At 58.4% G+C, this 22,117-nt stretch carries 20 protein-coding genes; 9 read left to right on the top strand and 11 right to left on the bottom strand.

The window, feature by feature from the left end; genetic code table 11:
- Positions 1-41: 41 nt before the first annotated feature.
- The gene (locus C3938_RS05145) at positions 42-1,106 is read right to left on the bottom strand and encodes an aldose epimerase family protein (RefSeq protein ID WP_105102132.1); all 1,065 of its coding nucleotides are present in this window, start codon (positions 1,104-1,106) and stop codon (positions 42-44) included.
- A gap of 349 nt (positions 1,107-1,455) precedes the next feature.
- Between C3938_RS05145 and C3938_RS05150 the strand changes: the two genes are divergently transcribed.
- Positions 1,456-2,283, top strand: coding sequence for an MOSC domain-containing protein (locus tag C3938_RS05150; RefSeq protein ID WP_105102133.1), 828 nt, complete (start codon positions 1,456-1,458; stop codon positions 2,281-2,283).
- Between the two features lie 31 nt (positions 2,284-2,314).
- Complete coding sequence (locus C3938_RS05155) at positions 2,315-3,283, top strand: questin oxidase family protein (protein ID WP_105102134.1); 969 nt, start codon at positions 2,315-2,317, stop codon at positions 3,281-3,283.
- 47 nt (positions 3,284-3,330) lie between these two features.
- Here the strand turns inward: C3938_RS05155 and C3938_RS05160 are convergent, their stop codons facing one another.
- Positions 3,331-4,038: a glutamine amidotransferase-related protein gene (locus C3938_RS05160; protein ID WP_105103229.1), complete on the bottom strand. Its 708-nt coding sequence runs from the start codon at positions 4,036-4,038 to the stop codon at positions 3,331-3,333.
- Positions 4,039-4,233: 195 nt separating this feature from the next.
- Here C3938_RS05160 and C3938_RS05165 point away from each other — a divergent pair, with 195 nt between their 5' ends.
- Positions 4,234-4,989, top strand: coding sequence for an OmpW/AlkL family protein (locus tag C3938_RS05165; protein WP_105102135.1), 756 nt, complete (start codon positions 4,234-4,236; stop codon positions 4,987-4,989).
- A gap of 120 nt (positions 4,990-5,109) precedes the next feature.
- Here the strand turns inward: C3938_RS05165 and C3938_RS17795 are convergent, their stop codons facing one another.
- Complete coding sequence (locus C3938_RS17795; RefSeq protein ID WP_158681578.1) at positions 5,110-5,307, bottom strand: hypothetical protein; 198 nt, start codon at positions 5,305-5,307, stop codon at positions 5,110-5,112.
- Here C3938_RS17795 and C3938_RS05170 point away from each other — a divergent pair.
- The 3 genes from C3938_RS05170 to C3938_RS05180 all read left to right on the top strand — a co-directional run bounded on the left by C3938_RS05170 (position 5,298) and on the right by C3938_RS05180 (position 9,794).
- Positions 5,298-6,899 (top strand): AbgT family transporter, encoded by a 1,602-nt coding sequence (locus C3938_RS05170; RefSeq protein ID WP_105102136.1) that lies wholly within the window; start codon positions 5,298-5,300, stop codon positions 6,897-6,899. The genes C3938_RS17795 and C3938_RS05170 overlap by 10 nt on opposite strands.
- A 521-nt stretch (positions 6,900-7,420) precedes the next feature.
- Positions 7,421-8,413 carry a family 43 glycosylhydrolase gene (locus tag C3938_RS05175; protein ID WP_105102137.1) on the top strand — a complete coding sequence of 331 codons (993 nt, stop codon included), beginning with the start codon at positions 7,421-7,423 and terminating at the stop codon, positions 8,411-8,413.
- A gap of 61 nt (positions 8,414-8,474) precedes the next feature.
- Positions 8,475-9,794: an amidohydrolase gene (locus C3938_RS05180; RefSeq protein ID WP_233998656.1), complete on the top strand. Its 1,320-nt coding sequence runs from the start codon at positions 8,475-8,477 to the stop codon at positions 9,792-9,794.
- A 59-nt stretch (positions 9,795-9,853) separates the two neighbouring features.
- On the opposite strand, the gene C3938_RS05185 is transcribed toward C3938_RS05180, so the two are convergent.
- On the bottom strand, positions 9,854-11,317 hold the full coding sequence (locus C3938_RS05185) for a DEAD/DEAH box helicase (protein ID WP_105102138.1): 1,464 nt from the start codon (positions 11,315-11,317) through the stop codon (positions 9,854-9,856).
- Between the two features lie 480 nt (positions 11,318-11,797).
- Here C3938_RS05185 and C3938_RS05190 point away from each other — a divergent pair, with 480 nt between their 5' ends.
- From C3938_RS05190 to C3938_RS05200, 3 genes are all read left to right on the top strand, one after another.
- Positions 11,798-12,367 (top strand): GNAT family N-acetyltransferase, encoded by a 570-nt coding sequence (locus tag C3938_RS05190; RefSeq protein ID WP_158681579.1) that lies wholly within the window; start codon positions 11,798-11,800, stop codon positions 12,365-12,367.
- Between the two features lie 186 nt (positions 12,368-12,553).
- Positions 12,554-13,468 carry a bile acid:sodium symporter family protein gene (locus tag C3938_RS05195; RefSeq protein ID WP_105102140.1) on the top strand — a complete coding sequence of 305 codons (915 nt, stop codon included), beginning with the start codon at positions 12,554-12,556 and terminating at the stop codon, positions 13,466-13,468.
- An 80-nt stretch (positions 13,469-13,548) separates the two neighbouring features.
- On the top strand, positions 13,549-14,616 hold the full coding sequence (locus C3938_RS05200) for an alpha/beta hydrolase (RefSeq protein WP_105102141.1): 1,068 nt from the start codon (positions 13,549-13,551) through the stop codon (positions 14,614-14,616).
- Between the two features lie 18 nt (positions 14,617-14,634).
- On the opposite strand, the gene C3938_RS05205 is transcribed toward C3938_RS05200, so the two are convergent.
- The 7 genes from C3938_RS05205 to C3938_RS05235 form a co-directional block, all read right to left on the bottom strand.
- Complete coding sequence (locus C3938_RS05205; RefSeq protein WP_105102142.1) at positions 14,635-15,171, bottom strand: YdeI/OmpD-associated family protein; 537 nt, start codon at positions 15,169-15,171, stop codon at positions 14,635-14,637.
- A 31-nt stretch (positions 15,172-15,202) separates the two neighbouring features.
- Complete coding sequence (locus C3938_RS05210) at positions 15,203-16,918, bottom strand: phytoene desaturase family protein (protein WP_233998657.1); 1,716 nt, start codon at positions 16,916-16,918, stop codon at positions 15,203-15,205.
- 147 nt (positions 16,919-17,065) lie between these two features.
- Positions 17,066-18,952, bottom strand: a complete 1,887-nt coding sequence (gene parE / locus C3938_RS05215) for a DNA topoisomerase IV subunit B (protein ID WP_105102144.1) — start codon at positions 18,950-18,952, stop codon at positions 17,066-17,068.
- Between the two features lie 33 nt (positions 18,953-18,985).
- Positions 18,986-19,612 carry a YqiA/YcfP family alpha/beta fold hydrolase gene (locus tag C3938_RS05220; protein ID WP_105102145.1) on the bottom strand — a complete coding sequence of 209 codons (627 nt, stop codon included), beginning with the start codon at positions 19,610-19,612 and terminating at the stop codon, positions 18,986-18,988.
- An 87-nt stretch (positions 19,613-19,699) separates the two neighbouring features.
- Positions 19,700-20,362 (bottom strand): hypothetical protein, encoded by a 663-nt coding sequence (locus C3938_RS05225; RefSeq protein ID WP_233998658.1) that lies wholly within the window; start codon positions 20,360-20,362, stop codon positions 19,700-19,702.
- Between the two features lie 203 nt (positions 20,363-20,565).
- The gene (locus C3938_RS05230; RefSeq protein WP_233998659.1) at positions 20,566-21,369 is read right to left on the bottom strand and encodes a phosphodiesterase; all 804 of its coding nucleotides are present in this window, start codon (positions 21,367-21,369) and stop codon (positions 20,566-20,568) included.
- Between the two features lie 52 nt (positions 21,370-21,421).
- Entirely contained in the window at positions 21,422-21,994 is a 573-nt protein-coding gene (locus C3938_RS05235; RefSeq protein WP_105102147.1) for a DUF1249 domain-containing protein, read from the bottom strand.
- Between the last annotated feature and the right edge of the window lie 123 nt (positions 21,995-22,117).

A 22,117-nucleotide genomic window follows, 5' to 3' on the forward strand; every position in this document is an offset into this window, starting at 1 on the left:
CGATGTTCACATTGCCCCTTATCAAGCAGGGGTTACACCGTTCATTTCGCAGAAAACTGGTAGATGGTCGTCTGCCTGTACTCTTCGCCTTTTTTTAGTATGACGGAGGGAAAATGATGATGGTTGGGCGCATCCGGGAAACCGTGGGTTTCGAGGCACAGTCCCCCATGTTGATTCATGGGGAGGCCGCGTTCCTGATTGCGGCTACCGTCCAGAAAATTTCCGCTGTAGAACTGCACTCCGGCTTCGCTGGAAATTACTTTCACACAGCGCCCGGAGACGGGCTCGCTCAATAACGCGATGGGCTTTAAGCTCTTTTTTGCGCTTTCATCCACGACCCAGTAGTTGTCGTACCCGCCGGGCCACAAGCCAATGTCTCTGCCAATTTTTTTGCGCTTGCGGAAATCCACTGGCGTACCCGCCACCGGCAACAGATCCCCAGTGGGTATCAATGCCTCATCCAGTTGTAGCAACTGTTCCGCATAAATCTCCAGCTCATGTTCCAGAACGTTGTTCCGCCCCGCGAGATTCCAGTAGGCGTGGTTGGTCAAACTCACTGGTGTGTCCGCACTGCTCACCGCCCGGTATTCCAGCGAGAGCGCGTCGTCATCATCCAGGCAGTACCTCAAGGTCACTTCAAGCCGGCCTGGATAACCGCTTTCGCCATTCTCACTCACACAGTGAAATGTCACCGCCTGAAAGTGTGAGCAGGACTCACCGTGCACTATCAACCAGCGTTTGCTGTGCAAACCATGAGGGCCGCCGTGCAGGTGATTTGCCCCATCGTTGGCGGGCAATGGGTAGATATCGCCATTCAGTTTGAAACACGCTCCACCGATCCGGTTGGCCACTCGCCCCGCTGTCACCCCCAGATACCAGTGATTTTCCAGCCAATGCGATGCATCGGCATAGGTAAGCAAAATATTGTCGCTGCGACCGTGCCGGTCGTTGGTGTGAATGGAATACAGCGCGGCCCCCAGATCACACAATGTCACCCGCGTGCCGCGACGGTTCACCAGCGTGACACGCTGCAGCGGATCCTTGTTGCCGCCGGCACAAAGTGGTGAAGTGAGCATGCCTTCGGGCATCGTCGGTTCAGATTGCATTACTAGATTTTCCCGATAGCCTGATAGAGCGGCGTGTGAAATACCGTGATCGCCTATTGCCCGCAGCGCCCGGAGGGATACGCCACCATTCAACAGAGGTTGCCACAATTTCCCGCCCTTGGGGAGCGCATTGGCTGGGGTATACCCCAGCAGCGTCAGCTCACGATTGCCGGCATCCGCGGGCTCCGGTTCGGGAAACGGAGGAAATTTCCGGCGTTCGGCAAACCGGTAGAACCCTGATACGATTTCCAGCCAGTGTCATATCAAGGGTGTATGTTGGCTTCCATCGGGCTGCCGCCTGCCATATTGGCCCTTAGCGCGAGTTCGCATCTGTATACAGGAGCCCGCCGTGGAAATTTCCGCGCTTTATCACTTCCCGGTCAAATCCCTCCAGGGGCACAAGTGCAAGTCCCTGCCATTGGACGCGTTCGGCGCAGTCAATGACCGCCGCTGGATGCTGGTGGACGCCGATAATCAGTTCGTCACGCAGCGCCGCCTGCGCGGCATGGCGCAACTCAAGGCTACCGCCACCAGAGACGGCCTGCGCCTGGAAAACGCCGAGGGTGAACACGTCGAAATCCGCTCGCCGGGCGACGACGCGGAGCGGAAAACCGTGCGCGTATGGAGCGATGACGTAACCGCTCGGGACGCCGGCAACGATGTCGCGCTGTGGTTGAGTGAACAGTTGCAGACCCCGGTGCGCCTTGTGTCGATGGGCAGCGAATTTCACCGCCCCCTTGAAGCCCCCCGCGCTGACCGCCAGGTAAGTTTCGCCGATGCCGCGCCACTGTTACTGGTCAGCCAGGCGTCCCTCGATGACCTCAACAGCCGCCTGCCGGAACCCGTTTCCATGCTGCGCTTTCGCCCCAATCTGGTGGTAAGCGGCTGCGAACCATTCGCCGAAGACGGCTGGAAAACCCTCACCGTCCACACCCATGACGGCCCGCTGGTATTCGATTGCACCCACCCCTGCGCCCGCTGCGCCATTCCCGGCCTGCATCCGTTTACCGGGCGCGCGCAAAGGGAGCCGTTGCGCACGCTGGCCAGCTACCGCCGCCGGGAGGACGGGCAGATCTATTTCGGGATGAACCTGGCACCGACAGCGGCTACTGCCGCGCGGCTTGGGGAAGAGAATTCTCTGAGCATAAACTTGAACGACCGAGTGGAAGCCTGCTGAGGACTGACGATCAACGGCCGGGGGCCATACCATGAGCATCACCCGCGACTGCACACAGCTGCTGGAGGCTGGAAGCCGTTACCATGTGCATTACGGCGACCGCCTGGCCAACCATCTGCCCATGGTCCTGATCGCCCTGGACAGGCTGGGTGCAAGCCCCGCGCAACTCAAGTACGCCTTCGACCGCAGCACCCCACACCTCCACCCCCGCCCCGGCAGCCCCGTGGATGACATCGAAAATCCCGCCAGCCACCGAAACCGGGACGACCGTTTCCCCAGCGTATTGCATTATTACGAACAGCAACTAAAGCAGCACGGCATCGCCAGATGCCTGCAGCAGGAACTGCCCTCACTGCTGCCGTCCATCGCCACCTCCGCTTTCCACGGTCTGATCCGCACCGCCTACGGCGTCGACGCACGACACCTTGAAGAAATCGCCATGGGGTTGAGCTACTGGAATCTCGACTATCACGAGCTGAAAAGCAGTGATCAGCGAGCGCCCATCGCGGCAGCCAATATTCTGCCGCGCCTGGCGCAGCAGTATCCCGATATCGCTGTGGCACCTGGCAATATCGCCGACCACATGCAAGCGGTCACCGGTCAGCCGGGCTGGATGAACACCCCGATACAGCCACAATTACTCGGCCTTGAAGATATTGCCGCGGTCGCAATCAAAGCCTATCTCGGAACAAAGGATTTCACTCTGCTCCACGGTGTAACGGGCTGTCACGGGCTGCGTTTGATATTGCCCTACTGTGATGACAGGGAAGCAGCCCTGCGCTACTTCTGGCGGGGTCTCGTCATCGCGTATCTAAGCACCGGCCCAAAAATCATCAGGCCCGTTGAACAAGAAGAGATCAAAGACATTCCGCAACGACAGGCAGACATCAGGGACCGGGCACTGGACAGTGATGACGACCATGTCACCAAGCTCGCCTACAGTGCCCTGGAGGAGTTCCACTACTACGGAAACCGTGAATACCTGCAGGTATTCACCTAGCGGGCGGTTGAAATACAGCCTGCCAGGCTCTGAAAGAATCGAGCCGGTTACGAAGCGCTCTTCAAGAACGCCAGCATCCAGCGCGCCACCGCACTTGCATGGATATCGTTCTGCAGGGAATCCTTGCCCTTCTCCAGTATCTCCTCACCAAACGCCTCCCGACGCAGCTCCATCAAGCTGTGAGAATAGGGTTTGGTGAATTCCGGGTGCGCCTGCATGGTGAGCATATGCTCCCCCACCTGCAACATTGCATAGGGGCAGAAATCGCTGGACGCAATCACCTTCGTTCCCGGCGGCAGCGCAGTGACCTGGTCCTGATGACTCACCAACAGATTGAACTGCTCCTGTGGCTCCACCATCCACACCGGGGTCTCCTGCACTTCATAACTGTGCACTCCGATACCCCAGCCTTTCTCCGACTTGCGCGCTTCACCACCCAGTGCATGTGCGATCAACTGATGGCCAAAACAGATGCCCAGCGTCGGTTTCTCCCGCCGGTGCAGCTCCCGCACAAACTCCATCAGTGGCGCGATCCAGGGCTTGTCGTCATACACCCCGGTCTTGCTGCCGGTAATCAGATAGGCATCCACCTCGTCGATATCCGCCGGGTACTGACCGTGCTGTACCTCATAGGTTACAAACTGGAGCGACGGCTCCTCCCGCTGCAACAGCGCGGCGAACATCTCGGGATATTCGCCAAACTCCCCCACCAGTTGGGGGCGTACATCGTCGGTCTTGAGAACACCAATTTTCATCTTTTCACCCAGATCGCGGACACCATTGAAAGAGGAACAACGCATGCATTTGTGATCACATTATTGCGCCGGCGCCGTCAGGCCTCAACCCGCCCGGACTGACGCGGGAGAAAACGCAAAAATATTGCGTATTCGTGGTCCCGACTAGAATCAAAGTGTTGCGCCATACCGGCCACAAGTTCAAGGAGCGAACCTATGAAAGCTGCCAAGAAAGCTATCCGCGTGATCGCCGCCGCGCTGATCGCCAGCTTCGGCGCCGGCCAGTGCCTGGCGGATTACGAGCAGGGTGACTTCGTCCTGCGTATCGGTTGGGGCTATGTGGACCCCGATGACGACTCTGACTGGCTGGATATTGACGGGGTGGGCCAGCTGCCGGACACCCGCGTGTATGTAGATAACGGGGACAGCGCCACCTTCACCGCCACCTGGCTATTCGCCGACCACTTCGGCCTCGGCCTGCTGGCAGCACTGCCCTTTGAGCACGACCTGGAAGTGGCCGGCCTGCCCGATCCCCTCAACCCGGGGGGGAGACTCGGCAAGGTGGACCTCGGCAGCCTGGAGCACCTGCCACCGACACTGACCATCCAGTGGTTCCCGGTATGCAAGGAATCCTGGGTACAGCCGTATGTGGGTTTCGGTGTCAACTTCACCACATTTATGGACGAAGACATCAGTAACGTCGCCCAGGAATACTTCGAAGATGTGCTCGGGGCGGTCAGCAACGCGGATCTGAAGCTGGACGACTCCTGGGGCCTTGCCGGCGAGCTGGGTATCGACATCATGTTCGGGCGCGACAGCAATTGGCTGTTCAACGCCGCCGTCTGGTACCTGGACATCGACACCGATGCCAAAATCTATTTCCGCAATGACCAGGGTTACAACACCCGCATCTCCACCGATGTGGACGTAGACCCCTGGGTATATTCCGTCGGTCTCGGCTACAAGTTCTGAGGAATTCTCGCGGGCGCACCGCGCCCGCGCTCCTCTGTCATATCGCGACGCCCGCCGCTCCGCGGCAGGCTTCCAACTGCTGACATCACCAGATCACATATTGCGCACTCCACGACGCTTTCACCGCCAAGGGACTGGCGTCCAGCTCATTCCAAATCTAACAATTGAATCGATCGTTGCTGAAAATTCACGAATTCCAAGAATAAACAGCGGTTCTCCGCCAGCCAAAGGCATCACTGCCATTTTTTGTGTATGATGGCGCGCCAATTGACTATTTTTTGGCCTGCGGGCGACGCACAGGAGAAATAATGACAACATCCGCTTCCCCCGGTGATATCCAGCCCGCCGGCTCCGGTAAGAAAACCGCCTTTACCCGCTTCCTCGACACTGTCGAGTGGCTCGGCAACCTGCTTCCCCACCCGATCACCCTGTTTGCCATGTTCGCTCTGGGTGTAGTGATCCTGAGTGGCATCGCCTCATTCTTCGGTCTCTCCGTCATCGACCCGCGTCCACTCGGCGCCGCCGGGCGCTCCGTCGACGGCGTGATCCATGTGGTGAACCTGCTCTCCGGCGAGGGACTGCGCACCATCGTCACATCCCTCGTCACCAACTTCACCGGTTTTGCGCCGCTCGGTACGGTACTGGTGGCACTGTTGGGTGTAGGCATTGCCGAGCACTCCGGGCTGCTGTCCGCCGCAGTACGCGGCATGGTACTGCAGGCCTCCAAGCGCACGGTTACCGTGATCGTGGTGTTTGCCGGCATCATCTCCAACACCGCCTCCGAGCTCGGCTATGTGGTACTGATCCCCATGGCGGCGATGATCTTCCACTCCCTCGGTCGCCACCCGCTGGCCGGTCTCGCCGCCGCTTTTGCCGGTGTTTCCGGTGGCTACAGCGCCAACCTGTTCCTCGGTACGGTGGACCCGCTGCTGTCCGGCATCACAGAATCCGCCGCGCACATGATCGACCCTGACTATGTTGTCGGCCCCGAGGTGAACTGGTTCTTCATGATTGCCAGCACCTTCCTTATTACCGCCATTGGCAGCTGGGTAACCCTCGCCATCGTGGAGCCCAAACTGGGCAAGTACGACAAAAGCGAAGCTGCGGTCGACCTTTCCCAGGACAAAATGACTGACCTCACCGACACCGAGAAACGCGGCCTGAAATTTGCCGGCCTGGCGGTGCTTGGGGTGTGCGGTTTGCTGGCACTCACCATCGTTCCCGAGTGGGGAGTGCTGCGCAATCAGGCCACCGGCGAAGTGGCAGGCTCGCCGTTTCTGAAAGGCATCGTGGCACTGATCGTGGTGTTCTTTGCCATTCCTGGCTTTGTCTATGGCAAGGTGGTGGGCACCATGAACAACGATCGCGATGTCATCAACGCGATGTCGAAAAGTATGAGCACCATGGGTATGTACATCGTACTGGTGTTCTTCGCGGCGCAGTTCGTGGCGTTTTTCAAGATGACGAATCTCGGCACCATTTTTGCGGTACTGGGGGCGGAGGCGTTGCAGAGCATCGGCCTCACCGGTCCGTTGCTGTTCTTCTTTTTTATCCTGATGTGCGGCGTGGTGAACCTGAGTCTCGGCAGCGCATCTGCGCAGTGGGCGGTGACCGCACCGATCTTTGTGCCAATGCTGATGCTGGTCGGCTACGCCCCGGAGGTGATTCAGGCGGCCTACCGGATCGGGGATTCGGTGACGAATATCATTACGCCGATGATGAGTTACTTTGGCCTGATCGTTTCCTTTGCCACGCGCTACAAGAAAGACCTTGGGATGGGGACGCTGATTGCAACGATGATCCCTTATTCTCTGTTTTTCTTTGTTGGCTGGACGGCACTGTTCTTCTTGTGGGTGTTTGTGGCTGGGCTTCCGGTTGGGCCTGGGGCGGCCACTTACTTCTCGATGTAATTTGGCCCTGCGCTTTCTCGTTGCGCGAACCGGCTAAGCTGGTCCGGTGGCGGGAAATCACTGGGTACTCCTTTTTGAAACCGCCATAAATACATCCCTGTAGGCTGCGTCGGAAACATCCCTGTTTCCGACGCTTTCAAAAAGGGTTACCCAGCACTTTCCCTTCAATTCAGAGAACTGCGCTTCGTTAGCTTTTGGTACCGCAGTTTTTTATCACCCCCTATTCCTTGCCTCTTACCCCTCATTGCTAACGAAGTAATTTGCTCCAAATCGAAGGCAGAGATCCGGGGATGGGTTTTCAAAAGCGTCGGAAACAGGACGTTTCCGACGCAGGCTACAGGGACGTATTCATGCCGGTTTTGAAAACCCATCCCCGGATCTCTGCCGCCACCTCACCAGCTTAGAACCACCTCCAAACCTCAAGCCACAAAGTTACATTTCAAGCTCCGCCAAAGTACAATCCGGCCAGACCAAAAAAATAAATGGCCTGACAGTTACCTGACAGCGATGACGGAGCACCCATGAAAATAAACAAACTAGCCCTACTGGCACTTCTTCTAGGTTCCAGCGCCAGCCAAGCTCAGAACCCACTAGATTTCGGCAGTGACATCAAAACTGCAGATCCCTCCGGCCACGTGTGGCAGGACGGCAAGATGTATCTCTACACCTCACACGACGAAGAGTGTCAGGAAGACTTCTGGATGAAGAACTGGCACGTGTTCTCCTCCGAAGACCTGGTGAACTGGAAAGACCACGGTGCCGTACTGTCGGTGGATGATCTCAGCTGGGCCGACAACTACGCCTGGGCGCCGGACGCGGCGTATAAAAACGGCAAGTACTACCTCGTCTTCCCCGCTGGCACCGGCCACAAAGACCGAGTGAATCCGGAGAAAAGCACCAAATGGATGGGCATCGGCATCGCCGAAAGTGACACCCCCACCGGCCCGTTCAAAGACGTTATCGACGGTCCCCTGTGGCGCACCCCCTACGCCAACGATCCGTCCATGCTTGTAGACGACGATGGCAAGGCCTACCTGTATTTCCATGGCACCAACTTCGATTATTACGTCGTCGAGATGGCCGAGGACATGCGCAGCATCAAAGGCGACTTCCAGAAAATGGATATGGGCGGCTACGAGCCGAAAATGGAAGGTCCGTGGATATTCAAACGCGGTGGCAAGTATTACTTCACCATGCCGGAGAACAACCGCTCCCTCGCCTACTACATGTCCGACTCGCCAAAAGGCCCCTGGGCATACAAAGGGATATTTATGGACGAGGAGCACAATGCCAATAATCACCACTCCATCGTCGAATACAAAGGCCAGTGGATTCTGTTCTACCACCGCTGGCTGGAATCCGACCCGTCCAGCTGCCATAAGCGCCAACGCCATTCTGCCGCGGAATATCTGCACTTTGACGACGACGGTACCATCCGCAAAGTCGAGCGCAGTGAACAGGGCGTTGCCGACTTTGTCGCGCGCGTGAAAGCCGCGAGCACTCACAAGGATTGATTCTTGCAGCAGTGCATGGTTACCTCACTGCTGGCCATGCACTGCAACACAGGAAATCCTTGTGAATAATAATCCGATCCAAAAGGCACTCCTCACACTCGCCATATCCCTCGCCCCTGCATTCGCCGCCATACCCGCGGCTCAGGCTGCCGATGTGGACAAGCAGCTGGCACAGACCGAAAAAAATGTCATCCAATGGCGCCGCCACCTGCACCAGAACCCGGAGCTGGGCAATCGCGAATTTGAAACCGCCAAATACGTCGCCGCGCACCTAAAGTCTCTCGGTATGGAGGTGGATACCGGCATCGCCCACACCGGCGTAATCGGCTTTCTGAAGGGCGGCAAACCCGGCCCGACCGTAGCGCTGCGCGCAGACATGGATGCACTGCCGGTGACCGAGCAGGTGGATATTCCCTTCGCCTCCAAGGCCAAAACCGAATACAACGGCGAGACCGTCGGCGTGATGCACGCCTGCGGCCACGACACCCACGTGGCCATGCTGATGGGTGCAGCGCAGGTGCTGGCGGGTATGCGCGATGAGCTCGCCGGCAATGTCCTGTTTATCTTCCAGCCCGCCGAAGAAGGCGCACCGGACGGCGAGGAGGGCGGCGCGGAGCTGATGCTGAAAGAGGGGTTGTTCAAGAAATATAAGCCAGCCGTGGCATTTGGCCAGCACGTGACTTCGAGCCTGCCCATGGGCGTGATCGGCTACCGCTCCGGCCCGCTGATGGCGAGTTCCGATGAATTCCGTATCAACGTGAAGGGCCGCCAGACCCACGGCTCACGCCCCTGGGGCGGCGTTGATCCGATCACCGCCGCGGCGCAGATCGTCATGGGTACCCAGAACATCGTCAGCCGCCAGATCGACATTACCAAGGAACCTGCGGTGGTTTCCTTCGGCAAGATCGATGGCGGTGTACGCAACAACATCATCCCCGACAGCGTGTTCCTGAACGGCACCATCCGCAATTTCGACATGGACAACCGCCAGGAAATTTTCAAACGCTTGAAAGTGACGGCGGAAAACATCGCCGCAAGCAGCGGCGCCACCGCGGAAGTGGAAATCCTCGAGGGCTACCCGGTAACCGCCAATGATCCCAAACTGACCGAAGCCGCCATTCCCGCACTGCAGGCAGCGGCGGGAAAAGACAAAGTCATGGTGATCCCGAAAATCACCGGCGCCGAGGACTTTTCCTTCTTCGCCAATGAAATTCCCGGTTTCTATTATTTCCTCGGTGTCACCCCGCAAGGCACCGATCCGGCCACAGCGGCTAGCAACCACTCACCGCGTTTTTATGTACAGGAAGACGCCCTGAAAGTGGGAACCAAAGCCATCACGCAGCTGACCCTGGATTACTTTGCCAGCCAGGAAAAGCAGTGACGAAAAACTGACAGAAACAAAAAAGGCGATCAATGATCGCCTTTTTTGTTTCTGGTGATTTACGCCGTTTCCGGACGGCGCTGTGGACGACGTCGACGGTTCTGTTGCGAGCGGTTCTCGCCCTGGCCATCGCTGTTGCGACTGCGGTTTTGTCCGCCGCCATTGCTACCGGAGCCGTTTCCACCACGACGACTTCCACCGCGGCTGTCACCGGCACGCGCCTCGCCGCCACCATTGCCATTGCGACCGCCGGAGCGATTGCCCGTGCGGTTGCCGGACGGACGGCCGTTACCGGAGGCGTTTCCGTTACCAGAGGACTGCGGACGCGAGTTGCCACCGCGGCGCACCTGATTGCCTTTCCCGACCTTGCCGTTGGATTCGGGCAGCTGGTGATCCGGCTCAAAGCCCTCGATTTCCTCGCGCTCGATCGGCTTCTGGATCAGGCGCTCGATATCCCGCAGCTGCTTGAACTCGTCCGCGGACACCAGCGATACCGCCTGGCCACTGGCGCCGGCGCGGCCGGTGCGGCCGATGCGGTGCACGTAATCTTCCGGCACATTCGGCAGGTCGAAGTTCACCACCTGCGGCAGCTGGTCGATGTCGATACCGCGGGCGGCGATATCCGTCGCCACCAGAATCTGTACCTTGCCGCTTTTGAAATCCGCCAGTGCCTTGGTACGCGCATTCTGGCTCTTGTTGCCGTGAATGGCCGCGGCGGTGATGCGGTCTTTTTCCAGCTGCTGTGCTAAGCGGTTGGCACCGTGCTTGGTACGGCTGAACACCAGCGCCTGATGCCAGTTGTTCTCGCGGATCAGGTGGCTGAGCAGCGCGGTCTTGCGCGCTTTGTCCACCGGGTGCAGTTTCTGCTGCACGGTTTTGGTGGTGCTGTTGCGCGGGCTCACATCGATTTCTACCGGGTCCTTCACCAGCCCCTTGGCCAGGGTGCGGATCTCCGGGGAAAAAGTCGCGGAGAACAGCAGGTTCTGGCGCTGTTCCGGCAGCAGCTTCAGGACTTTCTTGATGTCGTGGATAAAGCCCATGTCCAGCATGCGGTCAGCTTCATCCAGTACCAGCGCCTCCAGGCGGTCGAACCGGATCGCACGCTGGTTGTACAGGTCGAGCAGGCGCCCCGGGGTCGCCACCAGAATATCCGCACCACCGCGCAGACGCATCATTTGTGGATTGATCTTCACGCCGCCGAACACACAGGTGTGACGTAGCGGCAGGTATTTGGAATAGCTCTGCACATTGTCGAACACCTGCGCCGCCAGCTCGCGCGTGGGCGTGAGCACCAGCGCACGCACCTGGTTGTTGCGCGCGCGCTCCCCGGTGCACAGACGGTGCAGCAGAGGCAGGGTAAAGCCCGCAGTCTTGCCGGTGCCCGTCTGGGCCGCGGCCATTACATCACCCCCGCGCATCACCACGGGGATGGCCTGCGCCTGGATCGGGGTCGGTTGGGTATAGCCCTGCTCCGCAACGGCGCGGGCAATTTCCGGCACGAGGCCGAGATCTTCAAACAACATAACGTTTCTTCTTACAGATGACCGGTGCCGGACGCCGAATCAGCGTGTGCAGCCGGAAAAAATTCGGATAACTCACGAAACAGAAGCGAAAAACTCCGATGTTCCACGGGTGAGCTCAGGTTGCCGCCAAAGGCTGTGGCCGAAAATTCCAATTCGGCCGGGTGCGGCATTCAGTAGAAAGGATTCAGACACACTGTTGAGTACAGTGTTCCAGAAATGAGCCGGAAAACATTCCAGCCTACAGATGACGCAACTGGCGCTCGCGCCAGCCGCGGCACTATACCACAGTGCAGCAGACTGCCCAGTTTTAACTTCAGTCATGCACCGCCTGCACCTTTTGCCAACGCGCGGTCCCAAATTGCCGTGGAACCTTGGGTGCGCCGTCGTCTCACCATAGTGTTGCAGGCAGACTGCGGAATACGCAGCTCTCAGGGTTTAACCAACGTGACTGCTTTACGTGAAAACGGGGAGGGTAACAGTATGACTGGTACGACGATGCGCGGGCGTTACGAGTCCACATCTGCATCCACATCGCCGTGGGAAGAAAATCACTACACTCTCAGGGATGGTCGCCAGGTTCTCATCCGGCCGGTAAGTCCGTCCGATGGTGACCTGGAAAAAGAGCTGATCGAGCATCTCTCTGCCGACACCAGTCGCATGCGCTTTCTCGGTGGTATCGGGCAGGTCAGTCGCCAATTGATCAGGATACTGACCGACAATGATGCGAACCACGAGGCCTTTATCGCGCTGACCGAATCCGGGGACGAAACCCCGCACGCCGTGGGGGTTGCGAACTTCGCCTGCGACCCTGACGGTCGCACCTGCGAATGCGCAATCGTGGTAGCCGATGACTGGCAGAATACGGAACTGGATAAATATCTGCTGCAGGAACTGGTGGACGCCGCCAAAGTGGATGGCCTGGATGAGATCTACTCCATTGAATCCGCCAGCAACTCCGCGATTGACCATGTAGCGAGAGAACTGGGATTCAACTGCAAATCCGACCCCCGCGACTACACCATGGTGCGCTACAGCCTGAACCTGCATTGATGCCGGTTTGACACAGGGAGATGACGTACGGCGTCATCTCCCTCGGCCCCTCGGCGTGCCGTTCAATCAAACGTAAATCCGTTGACATTCTCGCGCCGTGGGCGTTTCCTAGAATGCGTGAAGCGATGCGCCCACGCTTTGTGGGCTATATACAAGAAGAACAAATAATAACTCCCGGAGCTCCCCATGGAATCCAGCCCCCTGATCTCTATCGGCCTGCCGATCTCGCTGTTCATCATCATGATCGGTATTGGCATGACGCTGACCGCAAGGGACTTTCACCAAGTCACTGTAAAGCCCGCTGCCCTGATCCTCGGCACCGTCACCCAGATACTACTGATGCCCGCGGCGGCCTTTGCCCTGGCCTGGACGCTGCAGTTGCCACCGGCCATGGCCGTGGGTCTTGTGGTCATCGCAGCCTGCCCGGGTGGCACCACATCCAACCTGTTCACCCTGCTGGCGCGCGGCAATGTGGCGCTCTCCATCGTGCTGACGATTTCTGCCAGCCTGATCACCATCATGACGCTGCCGGTGTTTGCCAATTATGCCCTGGGACTGTATTACGGCACCCAGCAGGCGATTGAATTGCCGTTCGTAAAGACGGTATTGATGCTTTCAGTAATCGTACTGCTACCCGTCGCCATCGGCATGCTGATCAAAGCCTTTCGCCCATCCCTGGCGGCACGCGCGGAAGGCATAGTGAGTATTTTCGGTGGACTGGTGCTGGCGGCACTGGTCATCGGTATCGTGTATGGACTCCGCGACCGCTTCCTTGACCTGATGATCCAGGCCGGCCCGGCTACCATCATGCTGAACCTGTTAGGTATCGGACTCGGGCTTTTGAGCGCGAAACTGACAGGCCTCGGCAAACGGGAAGGGGTCGCCATTGCCACCGAGCTCGGTATCAAGAACGGAACCCTGGGCTTGATGGTAACCCTCACCCTGCTGCAATCCGGCGACATGTCGATTCCCTCAGCCATTTACGGCGTGATCATGTTCCCCATCGGGTTCCTGCTGGTTGCCTTCAGTCGCCGCTGGATAAAGGGCGAACAAGTCAGTCCGGACCAGCCAACAGAACGCTCGATGCCAGTCCCGGATTGAAAGTGGCATGCCCGATGACTGGCACCGTCTGACATAGCGCAATACAGTGTGCCTCTTCCATATTCGAGTGAGGCACACTTATGTTCACAGCGGCCAGAAATAGTCTTCTGATATTTTTCCTGGGCGTTTGCGGCCTATCATCTGCCGGTACTGCCCAAACGTCGCCAACACCCTCACTGGATGAGGCCAGCCGTCCCCTCAGAATCCAACGCGACGTACGCTGGACCACCGCGGCGGGAATGCCACTGACTGTGGACATAGTCGCCCCCGAGATTATCGAGAGATCACTGCCGGTCGTCGTGATCTATCACGGTGGCGGCTGGTTGATCAACGACAATCAGATCATGAACTCCACCGCCCGATATCTTGCAAGCCACGGAAATTTCGTTGTGGCAAACATGAACTATCGGCTGCTTGGCGACAATGACAACACCACCACAATGGACGACATCATTGGGGATGCGCTGGGAGGGCTATTATGGGTGAAAGAAAACATTGCACACTACGGCGGTGACCCTACACGTATCGCGGTGACCGGTGACAGCGCCGGCGGACATCTGAGTGCGATGGTATTACTGGCCGCGCGCAGACTCAGCAGCGAGAAATTCTCACCGTCGAATCTCGCCTTCAGGCCGAGCTATATTCCCCCCGGCAAAACCCCGGAGCAGATTGCGAAGGAAGACAGCCTGCGGGTACAGGCTGCAGTACTGAGTTACGGATCCTTCGATATTTTTCAGTCGGCATTGAAGGGATTTGAAAGCCCGAACAATTTTTTCTGGCAAATGGGGAACGCGAAGGCACGGGGAATATTCGGGGAAACTTACCGCGTAGAGAATCAACCGGAACTCTACAAAGCGGTCTCGCCGATCTACCTGGTTCCGGAGTCGGCAGACTACCGGCTACCGCCCGTATTCGCCCACGTTGGCAGCAGGGACACAACCACCCCACCAACCGCGGTAGAAGCCTTTGTCACCCGTCTGCGCGCCGCGGGCCAACCGGTAGAATACAAACTCTACCCGGGAAAGAATCACGCGTTTCTGGATAACGGCTGCAACGAATACCTCGGTACCTGCTTCGATCGGGATGCGCCGGATACCCTGGACGATATGATTGGTTTCCTGCAGCGGACACTCGGTGAGCAGGAGTAACGCTCGCGAGCGCGCAGTCTATTCGTGTTCCGGCGCGCGCAGTGCCTTGCTGTAGAAACCCGAGGTGTCAAAACAGCATACCCGCTTTTTCCCTTCCGCCAGCATGTTGCAGGCATCATTGATCCGCTTCATGCGGGTTTTGTCCTGCTTGGCGGAGACTATCCAGTGTATCCAGTCCATCCGCGCGATCGTGGTCGTCGCCTCCCAGACATTGCGCGCTTCGGGGTTGGCGGCCAGCGCCTGGGCCAGATCCACGGGGAGCTCAGGTTCCGGCTCCTTTTCCAGTGGCCATATTTCAAGTGTGACCGAATCGCCGGCAGCAATGTCCGCCGCGTGCTGCAGCGCCTCACTGACCTTTAGCCAGTGACTCAGTTTTCCGTCAGGCTCAAGTGTCGCCTGAAATTCACAGCCATTGATCGTTCCTCCAACCGTCGTCCTGCCCCGTCTGGGGAGTTTATCGCTGGCATCTTTTGGCAAGAGCACGAATGTCCATGGGCTCCCGCCGGCATTCAATGGGCGAAGCAGCACGGTTTGAAATCTGGATTTATTTTTCATCGGCAGTATCGCAACAGTATTCGAGGATCGACTATACGGGCCGTCTTTGCTCTGCGGGCAACGCATTTGTCGAATCTGGTTTTGTTTGAAAAATCCGGCGCAGCAAGGGTAAGCCACGTCGCCACCCAAGGATACTCTGCGCGGTGACGACACCGGCAAACATTGCACCGGCAACGCCACAGCTCATAATGTCCTGACCGGTAAGGTACAGCCCATCAATCCGGCTTTTCGGTCGCAGCCAGGCTTGGGTAAAGCGCTTGGGATCGTGATCCAGACCATAGATTTCACCACGACCGTAGCGGCAGAAATAGTCGGTGGACAGCGGTGTTGACAGTTCACAATAGTCAATCTTTCCACGCAGTTGTGGAAAGTGTTTGTAGAGGTGCTCCAGCAGGCGCTCACTGAGCTGCCGTTTCAGTGCCTCGTAGTCGTCTCCGCGCTTACCCCAGGGCTGCCCGTGCCACTGGGAAAACCATTCGTATTTTCCCGGCGCGACAATCTCGATGGTGGCCCGCCCAGGGTAACGCTGGGAAAAACTGGGATCTTTGGCTGAAGGAAAGGAAATGTAGACCAGAGGAATTTCTGCCTCGCGATCATTGAGAAAGCGCTGCATATCGCGCTCATACTCGGCACTCGGGTAAAGCCAGTAATTGGTCTTCGGCAGGCCCAATTCCTCGGCGGTATGCCGCAGGCCGATATACAGGCACAGATGAGCCATCGACGGCTTGACGGTTTTCAGATCGCGACTGTAGCCGGCGTATTCACAGGCACTCCGAGGCAGCAGTTTTTCGAACGTATTGAACACGCCCGCACCGGAGACCACCAGCGGCGCCGTGATCTCTGTACCATCGGCCATGCGCACACCGCGTGCGCGATTGCCATCCACGAGGATGGTTTCCACCTCGGCATAGGTGAAAACCTCACCGCCACCGGACTGTATCTGCGGGATAATCGCTTCGGCAATTTTGCTCGCGCCACCCACCGGGTAATAGCCGCCATACAGGTAATGTTTGGCGATCAGTGCGTGAATGATAAAACTGCCGGTCTTGGGCGTCATACCATTGTCGCCCCACTGACCGGTCAGCACCGCGATCAGTTTTTCGTTGTCGGTAAGTTCGCGCAGGGCTTCGTAGGTCGTCTTGTTCAGATAGCCCGGCCAGCGCAGCTTTTTCCACAGGCGTATAAACGGTGCACACCAGGACGGCAGCAATTTTTCCAGCGTGATCAGTGGCATGGCACTGCCCACCGCGGCAATCCGTTTCAGATACCGCTCGATCGCACCGCGTTCCTCCGGAAAGCACCGCGTCAACTCTTCCACAAACGCATCGCGCCCAGCACGCAAGTCAAACGGCTCATCGCCGAGGTAAATACGATCGTAGGTGTCGTCCATTGGCGCCCAGTGCAATGCACCGGCGGAGAGAAAGTCGAACAACTGGCGTGTCATGGTGGGATGCGCACCCACATCACCGATATAGTGCACCCCCACATCCCACTCGTAACCGTTGCGATCGTAGGCGTGGGTAAAACCACCCGCGGTATAGTGCTGCTCCAGAACCAGTACTTTCTTGCCCACGGCACTGAGCAGTGCCGCAGTGGTGAGACCGCCGATACCGGAACCGATCACGATCGCGTCGTAGTGGCCATCCAGCCGGCTTGCACGATAGCGCCTACCGATACGCAAGCGACTGGGTTTGGGGGTATTGCGCTCTTGCGCCTCGATGGAGAGGGTCATGGGGCGGCCTCGCATTTATTGCTTTCGTTATAGCCCTACCATAGCGCCGCCAACCCATATATACAACAAGTTGCATAGCGGGCTGTGGAGACCGGATTCCCGCAGTAACGCGTTATTGCGCTGGAAAAAACAAAGCCCCGTAACCGGGGCTTTGTTTTTCGTTCAACTCACTTCGGCAAGATTGCCTTTCGACTCCAGCCACTGTTTTCTGTCGCCGGCACGTTTTTTCGCGAGCAACATATCCAACAGCTGATTGCTGTCGTCGCCCGCATCGATATACAGCTGTACCAGGCGGCGAGTATTCGGGTCCATGGTTGTTTCACGCAGCTGCAACGGGTTCATTTCGCCGAGACCCTTAAAGCGGGTGACCTGGATCTTGCCTTTCTTTTTCTCCGCGGAGATGCGATCGAGAATCCCCTGGCGTTCGGCGTCGTCCAGCGCGTAGTAGACGTCCTTGCCGATATCGATACGGAACAGCGGTGGCATCGCAACATACACGTGGCCGTTGGTGACCAGTGGGCGGAAGTGACGCAGGAACAGTGCGCACAGCAGGGTCGCAATGTGCAGTCCATCGGAATCGGCGTCGGCGAGGATACAGATCTTGTTGTAGCGCAGACCTTCGAGATTGTCACTGCCGGGATCGACACCGAGGGCGACGGCGATATCGTGTACTTCCTGGCTCGCAAGAATCTCATTGGAATCCACTTCCCAGGTGTTCAGGATTTTTCCGCGCAGCGGCATGATCGCCTGGAATTCGCGGTCGCGGGCCTGCTTGGCGGAGCCGCCGGCGGAGTCCCCTTCCACCAGAAAGAGTTCCGAGCGGCTGGCGTCGCCACTGGAGCAGTCGGCGAGCTTGCCCGGCAGTGCCGGCCCCTGGGTGACCTTTTTGCGCGCGACTTTTTTCGCCGAACGCAGGCGTTTCTGCGCGTTGCTGATACACAGCTCGGCGAGTTTGTCGCCCTCCTCGGTGTGCTGGTTCAGCCACAGACCGAAAGCATCTTTTGCCACGCCGGAAATAAACGCCGTGGCCTCGCGGGAGCTCAGACGCTCCTTGGTCTGACCGGAGAACTGTGGATCGGCGAGTTTGGCAGAGAGCACATACGAGCACTGGTTCCAGATATCCTCCGGCCCGAGTTTGACGCCGCGGGGCAACAGGTTGCGGATCTCACAGTACTCGCGCATGGCATCCAGCAGACCGGCGCGCAGGCCGTTGACATGGGTGCCGCCCTGCGCGGTGGGGATCAGGTTGACGTAGGATTCCGCGGTAATTTCACCGCCTTCCGGCAGCCACTGTACCGCCCAGTCCGCGGCCTCGCTGGTGGCCGCAAAACTGCCGACAAAGGGTTCCGCCGGCAGCACTTCCCAGCCGCTATTGGCCGCCGCTAAATAGTCCTTGAGGCCATCTTCGTAATACCACTGGTCCGATTCCCCATCCTGTTCATTGATGAAGGTGACACTGAGCCCAGGGCAGAGTACGGCTTTCGCGCGCAACAGGTGGCGCAGACGCGGTACGGAGAATTTGTTGGAGTCGAAATACTGTGGATCCGGCAGGAAGCGCACGCTGGTGCCAGTGGTGCGCTTGCCGCACTCGCCGATCACCTCCAGATCCGACGCCTTGTCGCCGTTCTGGAAGCCGATACGATGCACCCGACCTTCCCGTTGGATGGTGACTTCCAGCACCTGGGACAGGGCATTTACCACCGAGATACCCACACCGTGCAGACCTCCGGAGAACTGGTAGTTCTTGTTGGAGAATTTGCCCCCGGCGTGCAGGGTGGAGAGGATGACTTCCACCCCGGGGCGGCCCTGTTCCGGGTGGATGTCCACCGGCATACCGCGACCGTCGTCGGTGACGGTGATGGAATGGTCCTTGTGCAGGATCACTTCAATTTTTTTGGCATGGCCGGCGAGCGCTTCATCGACGCTGTTGTCGATGACTTCCTGGGCCAGGTGATTGGGACGGGTCGTATCGGTGTACATGCCCGGGCGCTTTTTCACCGGGTCGAGCCCCGTCAATACCTCGATGTCTTCTGCGGAGTAATTGGCCATAGAGTTTTTATTCGCCGTACTGCTTTGTGATATTCAGGTCTTGGGAAAAAGGAAATCTACCAGCGCCTCGGTATAGCGGGCAAATCCCTGGAAACTGTGATCGCCACCGTCTTCGATGGTCTGCTGCTGGCCGGTGTAGAACTGCTCGGCGTCGCGACAGTCCAGAGTCTCGTCGCCACGCTGTGCCAGCAACCAGTAGCGGCCCTGCAAATCCGACGGGATCGAGGCCTCCAACTGGCGCATGTTATCCACATCCGCAGTCTGCAGGCGATAGGTGTGCATCTCGCCACTATAGGGCTTCAGATCCTGGTTTACATAGCCCGGCATAAAGCGGGAGGGCTTGATCGCGGGATTGATCACAACCGCTGGCAGTCCATGCTGTTCCGCCAGCCAGGTACACCAGAAGCCCCCCATGGAGCTACCGACAAGACCGATGGGACCGCGGTGATTGCTGCGGAAATCCTCCAGCATCCGACCGAGCGCCAAGGCGGCCTCACCCGGATTGGGCGAGATCTGGGGTGCACAGAATACGACGTGCGGGCGCGACTGTTGCAGCCAGTCTTTCAGCAACTGGCACTTGAAAGACTGCGGGGAGGACAGGAAGCCGTGCAGATAGATCAGCAGCGGGCGCTCACCGGTAGGGGGTTGTTGTTGTGACATGGCGGGGATTATAGCGGTGCCGCCAGTGGATGTACCGGCGGCATTCCCCGAATTGAGCCTGCAATCCCAAACAACCAGCTCAAACAGCTAGCGCAGGGATTCGTCCAGGCTGGCAAAAGCGCGACGCAGGTCCACTTTCATGTCGTGCCAGAAGGTCACACTGGTAAAACGATCCATACGGCCACCGGGCCCGAGACCACTGAAATTGTCGCCGATGTCGCGGCGGTCGCTGAAGCGCATTACCGCATTGCCATTGCTGTCCTGCAGCTCGCCGGACAGTACGCCGTAGGCGCTCTGGTCGGTGTAGACGCGCCACAGCCAGGGCTGCGGATCGAGCGGTGCGCCCACGGCAAAGCGACTGAGATCCATCTGCAGTACATAATCGGCCTCGGCCTTGTCTGCCACCAACTGGCTCTGACGCGGCGCGAGGAAGCGCTCACTCAGGGTTTCCCCCATCAGTTCCTGTAGTCGCGCCAGGTCTTTTTCACTCAGTTCATAGTCTTCCGCGCGCAACGGCGAGCCCGGATTGGGGTAACGCTTGCTGTAAGCGATGCCCACCGGCTCCAGATAGACTTTGGCGCCACTCAGGTCAAAGGCATAGGCGGCGCTGACACTGTCCATTCCGGTCTGGCGCGGCAGCAAGCCGTCTTCCGCGTCCTGCAGACTGAGCGCGGATTGCTGGGCGCAGCCGGCCAGCAGCGCCAGCGATAGCAGCAGTGGTGACAACAACTTGTTTTGGATTGTGTGCATGGTGACCTCACTTCCTGTTTCCGGGAGTTATACAGGCGGCCAACAGATAATCCGGCCGCATTCCAGATCCGCTACCACACATCCGCGGATTGAGATGCCATTCTACAAGTAAAGAACAGGCCGGGAAGTCATGAAAGTCAGGCGGATACACTGAGTCGACGAACGGTCACCCGCCGACCCGGAAGGCGGTCTGATGATTATCGTCAGTAGCCGGAAGACGCCAGATCGACGCTGTACTCAGCAACGGTAACCCGCTCGACACCGGTGTCGTAGGTACCATCGTCACGCAGCTCAAACCAGCGGTAGCCGGGCATCTCGCTGTCGACGGCAAACGGGCCGCTGCCGGGAGTGAACTGCACGGAGGTAGAGGGTGTGGCGTGCAGACCAATCTGCCCCAGCCGGGCATCGAATTGCTGGTGCACATGGCCCCAGCACACGGAGCGGACATTGTCGGAGCGACGGATCAAATCGACGAATGACTCGCGCCCTTCCCGCAACATATGGCCGTCGATCCAGTGGCTGCCAACGGGCACCGGCTGGTGGTGCATCATCAGCATGAGCGGGTGCTCGCGATGGCTGTCGATCAGGTGTTCGATACGCGCCAGTTCCTGCGCATTGAAACCGCCACAAATATGCCCGGGTACGCTGGTATCCAGTAACAACAGGCGCCAGTTGCCGAGCGCCACCACTTCCGGGCGGCGCTTCGGCGCAATTTCATCCATACGCTGAGGATTGTCGTGATTGCCGGGCAACCAGTACCAGGGACAGGAGACCGCCTGCATTTTATGCAGGAAACGGCGATAGGCGGCTTCGGAACCGTTGGCGGAGACATCGCCGGTGACCACCATGAGTTCCGGCGAGATGGGGGCGGCAGCAATTGCACCGAGCACTTCATCGAGAGTGTGGCCGGTATCCAGGCCCAGCAACTGGTAATCCGGCCGGCCGCCAACATGGGGGTCGGTTATCTGGATCAGCCGGTTTGCCGGTTGTACTGCCTCGATTTTCACTTTCTCACCTTGCCGAAACATCCATGTAATCTTTGCGATGCCCGGCGTGCACTCAACGTCGCTGATCACCAAAGGTGAGATCGACGTCAGCGCGGCCATTTGCCAGGCAGTGGGCCAACCATTCACTCAGAAAGCGGTTTACCTGTTGGCGCTCGTCCTCGTTGTGCATTGCCGGATTGGGGTAGCTGAAATTCAGACCATCGCCCCCGACCGGCCCCTGACCATCCACAGCAACCACTTCAGCCATACGCGCATCGTGGTAAAGGCGTACCGTAATAGGAGGTGGCTGCAGCCAGTCGTTACTCTCGCCAGCGTTATCCTTACCTGCGCTGTTTTTGCGGGCAGTGCCCGCAGAGGCCTGCAGGCAGACCTCGGTGGTGTAGCGACTGCGCTCAAGCACCGCAACTTCCAGGGTGCCGCCGGGGACCTGATAGCGCCAACAGTGATTACTCGCGAGCTCAGGCATCAGTTTGCATAAGCGCAGGTAGTTGGCGTCACAATCGGCGTGATAATTGGGCAGGTCGACACGGTAGCGCTCTCGCACACCGTTCTTCACACCCGAGCCCAGAGCCAGATGGGTCTGATCTGCCGTCCTGTTGCGGTCTGTGCCAGCCGGTACCGCCATTATCGACACTCCTGTTGAGTCCGCGCCGTGATTGATCTCTCAAATTGTCCGCGATTCGACGAATTCACGGTACCAACAGGCAAATTGTAGAGCCTGAAGGGGTGTGTGACGCAAATTTCATTT

Origin of the sequence: Microbulbifer pacificus (assembly GCF_002959965.1) — a bacterium.
GTDB classification, from domain to species: domain Bacteria; phylum Pseudomonadota; class Gammaproteobacteria; order Pseudomonadales; family Cellvibrionaceae; genus Microbulbifer; species Microbulbifer pacificus_A.